The organism is Dolichospermum sp. UHCC 0259 (assembly GCF_009711935.1).
Lineage (GTDB): Bacteria > Cyanobacteriota > Cyanobacteriia > Cyanobacteriales > Nostocaceae > Dolichospermum.
Map to the genome: position 1 here is coordinate 1 of NZ_VIKX01000229.1, position 9,249 is coordinate 9,249.

The 9,249-nt window shown below is 38.4% G+C and carries 8 protein-coding genes and 1 pseudogene; 8 read left to right on the forward strand and 1 reads right to left on the reverse strand.

Annotated elements, in window-relative coordinates; all coding sequences use genetic code 11:
• Positions 1-27: 27 nt before the first annotated feature.
• From FJR05_RS27425 to FJR05_RS19500, 4 genes and pseudogenes are all read left to right on the forward strand, one after another.
• A pseudogene (locus tag FJR05_RS27425) lies at positions 28-225 on the forward strand (mechanosensitive ion channel family protein); the annotation flags it as partial.
• 172 nt (positions 226-397) lie between these two features.
• The gene (hemC, locus tag FJR05_RS19490; RefSeq protein ID WP_168645652.1) at positions 398-1,366 is read left to right on the forward strand and encodes a hydroxymethylbilane synthase; all 969 of its coding nucleotides are present in this window, start codon (positions 398-400) and stop codon (positions 1,364-1,366) included.
• Positions 1,367-1,424: 58 nt separating this feature from the next.
• Entirely contained in the window at positions 1,425-2,870 is a 1,446-nt protein-coding gene (glgA, locus tag FJR05_RS19495; protein ID WP_168645653.1) for a glycogen synthase GlgA, read from the forward strand.
• A 325-nt stretch (positions 2,871-3,195) separates the two neighbouring features.
• Positions 3,196-3,657, forward strand: a complete 462-nt coding sequence (locus FJR05_RS19500) for a DUF29 domain-containing protein (protein WP_168645654.1) — start codon at positions 3,196-3,198, stop codon at positions 3,655-3,657.
• 504 nt (positions 3,658-4,161) lie between these two features.
• Here the strand turns inward: FJR05_RS19500 and FJR05_RS19505 are convergent.
• Positions 4,162-5,265 (reverse strand): GTP-binding protein, encoded by a 1,104-nt coding sequence (locus FJR05_RS19505; protein ID WP_168645655.1) that lies wholly within the window; start codon positions 5,263-5,265, stop codon positions 4,162-4,164.
• A gap of 343 nt (positions 5,266-5,608) precedes the next feature.
• Between FJR05_RS19505 and cysS the strand changes: the two genes are divergently transcribed.
• The 4 genes from cysS to FJR05_RS19525 all read left to right on the forward strand — a co-directional run bounded on the left by cysS (position 5,609) and on the right by FJR05_RS19525 (position 9,233).
• Positions 5,609-7,069, forward strand: a complete 1,461-nt coding sequence (gene cysS / locus FJR05_RS19510) for a cysteine--tRNA ligase (protein ID WP_168645656.1) — start codon at positions 5,609-5,611, stop codon at positions 7,067-7,069.
• Positions 7,070-7,322: 253 nt separating this feature from the next.
• Positions 7,323-7,523: a hypothetical protein gene (locus tag FJR05_RS19515; RefSeq protein WP_168645657.1), complete on the forward strand. Its 201-nt coding sequence runs from the start codon at positions 7,323-7,325 to the stop codon at positions 7,521-7,523.
• A 107-nt stretch (positions 7,524-7,630) separates the two neighbouring features.
• Positions 7,631-8,605: a tRNA epoxyqueuosine(34) reductase QueG gene (queG, locus tag FJR05_RS19520; RefSeq protein ID WP_168645658.1), complete on the forward strand. Its 975-nt coding sequence runs from the start codon at positions 7,631-7,633 to the stop codon at positions 8,603-8,605.
• Entirely contained in the window at positions 8,580-9,233 is a 654-nt protein-coding gene (locus FJR05_RS19525; RefSeq protein WP_168645659.1) for an HAD-IA family hydrolase, read from the forward strand. The genes queG and FJR05_RS19525 overlap by 26 nt, the downstream gene beginning before the upstream one ends.
• Positions 9,234-9,249 lie beyond the last annotated feature (16 nt).

Genomic DNA, 9,249 nt, shown 5'->3' on the forward strand with positions numbered 1-9,249 from the left:
ATTTCTCCATAAAGGGAGCGGTAGAACCTTAAAAATGAACCTTATATTAGGTTTCATACTTTCAATGATTTTAGTATAGATTATACACTTTACATGCGGGTTAGTGAATTTTTTGATCAGCGGATTGGTAAACACTTATTTGTCAAGAAATTGCACAAACGTTATCAGATAGAGGGTATTGAAATTCCCTTTCCCATCAGAGATATTTATGTGCATGAAGGTTAACTTCACAATCCTGTCCAAGAACTTATTGAGCTAATTAGGTTAAATTGTAAATAAATGTAAAGCAATTTGCCCATAAAATCTTCACAGAATTAGCCTGATCTAATCCAGTGCGTCACTCCCTGCGGTAGTCTAGATAAATGTTAATTTATCGCCTGGTTTGACAAATAGTTTTATGACTTCAGTTTCTAGTCCTCCACGCACTATTCGTATTGGTTCACGTAAAAGCCAACTAGCTTTAGTTCAAACATACTGGGTACAAGCGGAACTCCAGAAAAGCTTTCCCGAAATTACTTTTGAAGTCCACACCATGTCTACCCAAGGGGATAATATCCTGGATGTAGCCTTGGCAAAAATTGGCGATAAAGGACTATTTACTAAGGAATTGGAATTGGGCATGATCAATGAAGATATTGATTTTGCTGTGCATTCCCTCAAGGATCTTCCCACTAATTTACCAGCAGGGTTGACCCTAGCAGCAATAACAGAACGGGAAAACCCCTCAGACGCTGTGGTGCTGCATGAAAAGCATAAAGGCCTGCAAATCGAGACTTTACCCGCAGGTGCGGTGATTGGGACTTCTTCTTTGCGAAGATTGGCACAGTTACGCCATAAGTTTCCTCATTTTACATTTAAGGATGTACGGGGAAACTTGATCACACGCATGGCAAAACTGGATGCAGGTGAGTATGATGCTTTAATTTTAGCGGTTGCTGGTTTAGAAAGATTGGAAATGAGCGATCGCATCCATCAAATTCTCACCCCCGAAATCTCTCTCCATGCCGTTGGACAAGGTGCTTTGGGGATAGAATGCCGAGCAAATGATGAGGAAGTAATTGCCTTACTTAAAGCCATTGAACACCCGCAAACACGCGATCGCTGTTTAGCAGAAAGATCATTTTTACGAGTTTTAGAAGGCGGTTGTCAAGTTCCCATTGGTGTAAATACAGAAATTAATGGTGATCAATTAACATTAAAAGGTCTGGTTGCCAGTGTTGATGGTCAACAAATAATTAAAGATACCGTCACCGGTGCGGCGGCTGATGCCGAAAAATTAGGCGCAGAACTAGCCAGTATTCTCAGGGAAAAAGGCGCTACAGAAATCCTAGAAAAAATCTTCACCGAAGTTCAACGAGGATCATAAGTTAATTGACAACTGACAACTGACAACTGACAACTAACAACTGACAACTGACAAAAATATGAAAATTTTATTTGTAGCCGCAGAGGCCGCTCCCATTGCAAAAGTTGGCGGCATGGGGGATGTTGTAGGTGCATTACCCAAAGTATTGAGAGCAATGGGTCATGATGTGCGGATTTTCATGCCTTACTATGGCTTTGTTGCCGATAAAATGCCAGTTCCCAAAGAACCCATTTGGAAAGGTTCTGCCATGTTCCAGGAATTTTCAGTTTATGAAGGTGTCCTGCCGGGAACTGATGTTCCTTTGTATTTATTCGGACATCCAGTTTTCCTCCCCCGACGAATTTATGGTGGAGAAGATGAAGATTGGAGATTTACCTTCTTTTCCAATGGTGCGGCGGAATTTTGTTGGAATTATTGGAAACCAGAAATTGTCCATTGTCATGATTGGCACACAGGAATGTTACCAGTCTGGTTGAATCAATCTCCAGATATTACCAGTGTCTTCACCATTCACAACCTCGCTTATCAAGGACCTTGGCGGTGGTATTTAGAGAAAATTACTTGGTGTCCCTGGTATATGCAAGGACACAATACAATGGCAGCCGCAGTTCAGTTTGCCAATAAAGTCAATACAGTTTCTCCCACCTATGCAGAACAAATCAAAACACCTGCCTATGGTGAACAAATAGAAGGGTTATTATCTTTTGTTAGTGGCAAATTATCAGGAATAATTAACGGCATAGATACTGATATTTATGATCCTGCTAATGATAAATACATTAACCAAACCTTTACGATAGATACCCTTGATCAACGCAAAGCTAATAAAATAGCTCTGCAAGAAGAGGTCGGTTTAGAAGTTAATTCTAATGCCTTTCTCATCGGCATGGTGACAAGGTTAGTAGAACAAAAAGGGATGGATTTAGTATTACAAATCCTTGACCGTTTCATGGCTTATACAGATGCTCAGTTTGTCCTTTTGGGAACAGGCGATCGCTATTATGAAACCCAAATGTGGCAACTCGCATCCCGTTATCCCGGACGCATGGCCACCTACCTCCTGTATAATGATGCCCTTTCTCGCCGTATTTACGCAGGTACAGATGCCTTCTTAATGCCTAGTCGCTTTGAACCCTGCGGCATCAGTCAAATGATGGCTTTGCGTTACGGTTCTGTTCCCATTGTCCGTCGCACAGGGGGATTAGTTGATACCGTCAGCCACTTTGATCCAGTCAATGAAGCAGGTACAGGTTATTGCTTTGACCGCTATGAACCTCTGGACTTATTCACCTGTATGATTCGCGCTTGGGAGGGTTTCCGTTTCAAACCTCAATGGCAAGAATTACAAAAACGGGGGATGAGTGCAAACTTCAGTTGGTATGAATCGGCTAAAGAGTACGATAAACTTTATCGTTCTATCTATGGTTTACCAGATCCAGAACCGGAAGCAACAGTAGAACCAGTAGTAGAACCAGCAGTAGAAGCAACACCAACATCAGTTTAAGGCATTTGAAAAAGTTGGAATTGTAAACAACATTAATGGGGTATTTGTCTAAAATGCCCCTTTTTAATACACCATAGTATAAAAATAAAATTAATAAAAAATGAATTGGTTAGAGCGCGTTGCAGAAATTCGCAAAATTTGTAATGTGCCAGCACCAGCCCGAAATGTTGCTTCTGCTAAAGAATAGAAATAGCAAATAGCACTCTGTAGAAATCACCTTTCTATTGTTATAATTATTGAAAACAATGATTTGTCAGGAACTAAATTTAACTACATTTAACTTATTATGTTAGAATAAATATGTCTGTTATCCGAAGGATAAAGTATGACCACAGCAGTTTCTACATATCTACAATCAACACTATATGAAACAGATTATTATCTGTGGATAGAAAACACACTCAAACAGTTAGAAAACAAAGATATTAATAATTTAGATTGGCAGCATTTAGCAGAAGAGATTGAAGCATTGGGAATAGAACAAAGACGCAAAGTAGAAAGTTATTTGAAACAGTTATTAATCCATCTTCTGCTTTGTTGTTATTGGGAAACTGAAAAAGAAACCTGTCAACGAGGTTGGCAAATTGAAATCTCTAACTTCCGTGACGAGTTGGAATTTTCTTTCCGCTCCAAAACACTTTACAACTATTGCCTGAGTTGTTTAGAACAGGTTTATACTAAAGCTAGAAGACAAGCAATTCAAAAGACAGGTTTACCTGGTGAGATTTTTCCAAAGCAATGTCCTTTTAGTCTTGAAGATATTCTTAATAATGAATATTTCCCCTAATTTTTCAGGACTTACGCAACTGGCACATTGGTAGGGTGCGTCAGATATCAACAATCTGTTTATTTACAAGATTTATGCAGTCTGACGCACCCTACAACAAATTTTTAGTGTGACACTTGCGTAAGTCCTATTTTTTTAGAGGTTGTTTGAAAACTTTTTCATGTGGTATCTGACACCCGCAAAACAACAAGATCCCCAATTTATTAAAAAAGTTGGGGATATGTTGGGGGTTTAGATATGATCAGAAAACGACTAATGAGGGCTTGCTGATAGCGTAGCGTGGCGTAAGCCATATAAAGATAAAACCTAGATATATCAAGAGGTTGAGGGTTGAAAAAGGTGAATCAGGTGCAAGGAATAAGGGTGGAAATTAGCAAAAACCTATCACTTGGATTCAAGACTATTCTTTTCTTCTTCTAATTCTTCCTCCTGACTGGTCACTGAGCGGAGCCGAAGTGCTGACTCCTATCCCTCACAGACAACTTTTTCAGCAAACCCTAATTACTACTTCCCAAATCCCTTACCTTTAGTTACTGAAGGAAGACAAATACAGTTTTCTAACTGCTGAAGTAAAGTTTCGGTATCTAGATTTTGACCAATTAAGACTAATTGATTTTTCTTTTCACCTTTCCATTGATCATCATCAATAGTAAAGCGTTTACCGCAAAGATGGAAAATATGACGTTGCGGACTTTCATCAAACCACATAATCCCCTTAGCACGGAAGACATTTGTGGGTAATTGGTTATCTAGAAAATGTTGAAACTTTCTAATCGAAAAAGGTTTATCACTTTGGAAAGAAATAGAGAGAAAACCATCATTTTCTAAATGGTCAGAATGGTGATGATGTTCATGCTCATGGTGGTCATGTCCACAGGTAGAATGATCATGATCGTCGTGATGTTCATGTCCACAATCATCATGATCATGATGTTCTTCTGCGTGGTCATCAAAATATTTATCAGATTCAAACAACCCGACACTAAGAATCAAAGGTAGGGGAACTTGGGATTTTGTTGTGCGAATAATTCTTGAACCTTCTTTGATATTGTTAATTTTTTTCTCTAAATCCTGTAAGGTTGGTTCATCAACCAAATCAGTTTTATTGAGAATAATCACATCACCATAAGTAATTTGACTCAAAGCAGCTTCAGAATTGAATAAATCTAAGCTATAATTTGCCGCATCAACTACAGTAATAATAGAATCTAACCGAGTTAGATCTCGTAATTCTGAACCTAGAAATGTCATAGCAACAGGTAAAGGATCTGCTAAACCTGTTGTTTCCACAACTAGATAATCTAGCTTTTCTTCTCTTTCCAAAACTTTGTAAACAGCATCAACCAAGTCATTATTAATGGTGCAACAAATACAACCATTACTTAATTCCACCATATTTTCGTCAGTGGAAACAACCAATTCATTATCAATGCCAATTTCACCAAATTCATTCACTAAAACCGCAGTTTTCACACCTTGTTGATTTGTGAGAATATGGTTGAGTAAAGTGGTCTTACCGCTACCAAGAAAACCTGTAATAATGGTAACTGGTAAACCTTGCTTGGCAACTTCCATTACTTGAGATTCGGAATTAACTGTTGTTGGCATAGTCATGAAGGAGGATTTTGGTGTATTTTAAATTTTATCTTGATTTTGTCCACTCGGCATTAGAGTAACACTAAATTAAGATGAAGCTGCGGAGAATAAGATTTCCAGAATCATTGACCGCAGATAAACGCAGATACACGCAGATAAATCTGGATGAAGTAATGGATTTTATGATTCTGTGCAGTTTCATATAAAATTAGTATTACCTCCAAGTGTTAACAAGATTACGAAGTTTTACTAATAAGAATCTTAGCCAATTATTAGCTACTAAAATTTTCATTTACGCCATTGTCATCAACTTGGGTTATTATTGTTTATCGTCCGATTTCCGCATTACTCTATTATGACCCTATCTATTTACAATACTCTGACCCGTCGTCAAGAACAATTTACCACCGTCGAACCTGGAAAGGTTAAAATGTATTACTGCGGTGTGACGGTTTATGATTACTGCCATTTGGGTCATGCTAGAGCTTGTATTGTTTGGGATGTGGTGCGTCGTTACCTTCAGTTTATTGGTTATGATGTGCGTTATATCCAAAATTTTACTGATATTGATGATAAAATTCTTAAACGCGCACGGGAAGAAGATTCTTCGATGGAAGTTGTTGCAGAACGCTATATTCAAGCTTATTTTGAGGATATGTCCCGGTTGGGGATTAAAGAGGCTGATGAATATCCCCGCGCGACACATACAATGAATGGGATTCAAAGATTAATTCACGATTTAGAACACAAAGGTTTTGCGTATCCATCTAATGGTGATGTGTATTATGCTGTCCAAAGTTTTGCTGAATATGGCAAACTTTCGGGACGCAAATTGGAGGATATGCAAGCTGGTGCAAGTGAACGGGTAAATGTGGAAGATGCCGAATATCAAAAGAAGCGATACCCCTTTGATTTTGCCCTGTGGAAAGCTGCAAAACCCGATGAACCTGCGTGGGAATCTCCTTGGGGAAAAGGTCGTCCAGGATGGCATATTGAATGCTCGGCGATGGTGCGCGATCGCCTGGGTGATACTATAGATATTCATGCTGGTGGCGCTGACTTAATTTTTCCCCACCATGAAAACGAAATTGCTCAATCGGAAGCTGTCACTGGCAAACCTTTAGCTAATTATTGGTTACACAATGGCATGGTGAAGGTAGATGGGGAAAAAATGTCCAAATCTTTGGGTAATTTTATCACCATTCGTCAATTATTAGATCGGGGTGTAGACCCAATGGCGGTAAGATTATTTGTGATGATGGCACAATATCGCAAACCTATAGATTTTACCGATGATGCTATATTAGCAGCAACTAACGGTTGGCATACTATCAAAGAAGGATTACTTTTCGGTTATCAACATGGTGAAAAATTGGGGACTGGGGACTGGGGACTGGGGACTGGGAATAATCTAATTTCTCATACCTACATTGATAAATTTAAAGAAGCTGTTGATGATGATTTTAATTTCCCTGGTGGTTTAGCCGTAATTTTTGAATTAGCAAAAGAATTAATTCGGGAAGGAAATATTATTGTTCATCAAGGCAAAACAGAAACTTCAGCAAATGAATTACTGGAAAAATGGCAAACCTTAATTACATTAGCAAATGTTTTAGGTTTTACTGCTGAACCAGAAACAGAAACACCTGCACAGGATGGTTTAAGTGATCTGGAAATTGAGGAATTAATTCAACAAAGACAAGCAGCCAGAAAAGCCAAAAACTTCGCCGAATCTGATAGAATTCGTGATCAACTATTAACAAAAGGTATTAGTTTAATAGATAGCAAAGAAGGAACACGCTGGCACAAAGGTTAAATCCAGAATTAGCAACGAAAAATAAGTAATACCAACTTTATGTGAGGTGGCACAGAATCACGAAATCCATTAATTTATCTGCGTTTATCTGCGTTTATCTGCGTTCAAATATTCTGGAAATCTAATTCTATTCAGCCTCATCTTACATTTGGTATCACTACTTTCCTGGAACTGATCAAGCTTTACGCTTCCCAAGTGTTGTTGTAAAATTTATGTACAAGACAAAAACACCCACATTAGAGAGGAATTGACTGTGGAACAAAAAATTAACTGTGCTGAAGCCTGTGTCAACGGGTGTGTTTTAGGTGATAAATGTCCCAATATCGAGTATCGAGAATCAGCTTCAAAATTCATCGAAGAAACTTCTTTAGACAAAATGCTAGAAATAGCTGAAGAAAGACTGCGGAAAAAAATGTCAGAACCACCAAAGTGGGTGTTTCCAGAAGATTCTTAAAGAGAATTTTGAGCAAGCGGTTATTGAAACCAGTTAAAATAGTGGGTTAGCAACAAATAACCCACCAAAAATATTAATTATTTCCTAAAAAATTATCATCATGAAACATGAATGAAAATACATTAATTAGTAGCGCAGTAGTGAAAGCAAAAGCCAAAGAATTGGGCTTTCACGAAGTAGGGATTGCTGCTGTCGGTGATTTAGAGACGACAGAAACAGAAAAATTGCAAGCTTGGTTAAAGATGGGTTATCACGCTGATATGGAATGGATGAAAAACCCCAAGCGTGAGGATATTCGTTTAGTTATGCCAGAAGTGCGATCGCTCATATCTCTAGCCTTAAATTATTATACCCCCCATCAACGTCCATCAGGAGACGAATATGGCAAAATTTCCCGTTATGCCTGGGGAAGAGATTATCATAAAGTTATGCACAAAAAGCTCAAACAATTGGCTAGTTGGCTAGAATCACTAGGCGAAAATGTCAAAGCCCGTTATTATGCAGATACAGGCCCAGTCCAAGATAAAGTTTGGGCGCAAAAAGCCGGCATTGGTTGGATTGCTAAAAACGGGAATGTGATTACCAGAAAATATGGTTCTTGGGTGTTCTTGGCAGAAATATTAACCAATCTGCAACTAGAAAGCGATCGCCCATCCACCCAACATTGTGGCACTTGTACTCGTTGTTTGCAAGCCTGTCCGACAGGTGCAATTACCGCACCCTTTGTTGTAGACGCTAATCGCTGTATCGCCTATCATACCATTGAAAACCGCGCCGAACAACTCCCGGCAGACATCACACCCCATTTACAAGGATGGATAGCAGGTTGCGATATTTGTCAAGATATTTGTCCTTGGAATCAGCGATTTGCTCAACCAACTAATGTCAAGGATTTTCAACCATATCCTGGGAATTTAGCCCCAAAGCTGGTAGAATTAGCCCACATATCAAATGAGGAGTGGAATCAAAAGTTCACAGCATCAGCCTTGCGACGCATAAAACCAGAAATGTTACGACGTAATGCTCGCGCTAATCTTGACAAATCCAGGCATAATAATGACCCAGAAAGTAATAATTTTTGATTTCGATGGGACGATTGCTGATACAGTAGATGCTCTTGTAACTATTGCCAATCGTTTAGCCTTGGAATTTGGATATGTGCCGATTAATTCGCAAGAACTAGTCCTTCTACGAAATTTAACAGCCAGAGAAATTATTAAATATTCTGGTGTTTCCCTATTCAAAATTCCTTTTATGATGAAAAAAGTAAAAGGAGAATTAAAACATAAAATCCCAGAATTAAAACCTATTGAGGGAATTAATACCGCATTAATAGAACTCCACAATCAAGGTTATCACCTGGGAATTATTACCTCTAATTCCCCAGAAAATGTCAATCAATTTCTCAAATTTCATAACTTAGATTATTTGTTTGAATTTATTTATTCAGGAGTAACTATTTTTGGTAAAACCACAATTATTAATAATGTATTGCGACAAAAACATTTCAAAGCCGAAGCCGTAATTTATGTCGGTGATGAAACTAGAGATATAGAATCTGCTAAAAAAGCCAATATCAAAGTTATTGCTGTCAGTTGGGGTTTTAATTCTTCCGAAGCCCTCAGCAAACAAAACCCAGATTTTTTAATTCATCATCCTAGTGAATTATTGCAGGGCTATTTCATTCTAAAAGAGAGGATAAAATGGTAGAGATATCTAGGCATCT

What these genes read in the sequence shown, in the direction of transcription:
- hemC (WP_168645652.1), top strand. Translation starts at nt 398, where the DNA reads ATGACTTCAGTTTCTAGTCCTCCACGCACTATTCGTATTGGTTCACGT.
- glgA (WP_168645653.1), top strand. Translation starts at nt 1,425, where the DNA reads ATGAAAATTTTATTTGTAGCCGCAGAGGCCGCTCCCATTGCAAAAGTT.
- FJR05_RS19500 (WP_168645654.1), top strand. Translation starts at nt 3,196, where the DNA reads ATGACCACAGCAGTTTCTACATATCTACAATCAACACTATATGAAACA.
- FJR05_RS19505 (WP_168645655.1), bottom strand. Translation starts at nt 5,265, where the DNA reads ATGCCAACAACAGTTAATTCCGAATCTCAAGTAATGGAAGTTGCCAAG.
- cysS (WP_168645656.1), top strand. Translation starts at nt 5,609, where the DNA reads ATGACCCTATCTATTTACAATACTCTGACCCGTCGTCAAGAACAATTT.
- queG (WP_168645658.1), top strand. Translation starts at nt 7,631, where the DNA reads ATGAATGAAAATACATTAATTAGTAGCGCAGTAGTGAAAGCAAAAGCC.
- FJR05_RS19525 (WP_168645659.1), top strand. Translation starts at nt 8,580, where the DNA reads ATGACCCAGAAAGTAATAATTTTTGATTTCGATGGGACGATTGCTGAT.